Origin of the sequence: Kitasatospora sp. NPDC056446 (assembly GCF_042796115.1) — a bacterium.
GTDB lineage: Bacteria > Actinomycetota > Actinomycetes > Streptomycetales > Streptomycetaceae > Kitasatospora.
Genome location: NZ_JBHTRF010000266.1, coordinates 1 through 1,004, shown reverse-complemented (window position 1 = coordinate 1,004; position 1,004 = coordinate 1). Strand labels below are relative to the sequence as shown.

The following is a 1,004-nucleotide window of genomic DNA, read 5'->3' as shown; positions in this document are numbered from 1 at the left end:
CGACTACATGGCGCTGATGCTGATCGGCGCCGGGCCGGTGTATGCGGTGAAGTGCGATTGAGCGATGGATCAACATTCAAACGAATGAGGAAAGTTTGAAATCTGGACAAGCACAGCGCGGGTCACAATCTGAAAACTGAATATTGTTGAGCCTAGTGTCTCCGCAACGCTAGAACGGAGACTCACAAATGAGTAATCGGACGCTGCTCCTGTGTCTCGCAATCGCCGCCACATCGCCTGCATTCGCAGGAACACCATTGAGTATCGACAGAACGGAGCTCAGCCCCAAGGGAGAGATCATCATTGTTCGCCGTACAACTTGGCCAGACTTCGACGGAGGGCAGATTGAAGTTGATCAGCATCTGAAGCCAGATGGATTTGGACGTCTGATCTATCGATACAGCGATCAGTCGGAGGCGACTAAGCTCTATCATCAGGCCTTCTGCGCTTCCATGGATATGGAACCATCTCAAGGGGAGGGGACGATTGAAGGACCAGCAGCAGGCTGGGTATGCACACGTGAAAACACCCCGGGGAATCCAACCTCAAAATTGAACTCGAAGAGTATTGACTGGGTTACGGCAACTGCGCCGAACGGACGCGTGCCTGTGGGAATCTCCTACTACTCAACAGGCCAAATGAACGCAGAAAGCTCTGTCGCCGGAGCCCGAACAGCCACGATTGGCATTGACAACGGAAGGTGCTACCTCAGCGATACACGTCATTACTCATCCCCCTTCTATCTCAGCGAGGGAATTGGCGTCGTCTGCACCGTAAATGAGTCACGATTCGTGAGCACCTCGCTGGACGTGTGCATACCAAAGCAATGCGCATCCAATCGCGGAACTCAGTTCGCCCAGTAGACAACTGATCTTAGGCGGCCTTCAGCCTTCCACTGAAGGCCGTGTCACGGCGTCCCGTCATAATGACTAGCTGCGCTTGCCCATGGGCCGTTGTTTTCAACGACCATGGTCAGGAATCGCTCTTTCAACCCTTCATGAGGG

1 protein-coding gene is annotated in these 1,004 nt (G+C 53.6%); it reads left to right on the top strand.

The window, feature by feature from the left end:
* The first annotated feature begins 188 nt into the window (after positions 1 to 188).
* Complete coding sequence (locus ACFQ6N_RS41185) at positions 189 to 863, top strand: hypothetical protein (protein ID WP_148564919.1); 675 nt, start codon at positions 189 to 191, stop codon at positions 861 to 863.
* Positions 864 to 1,004: the final 141 nt, after the last annotated feature.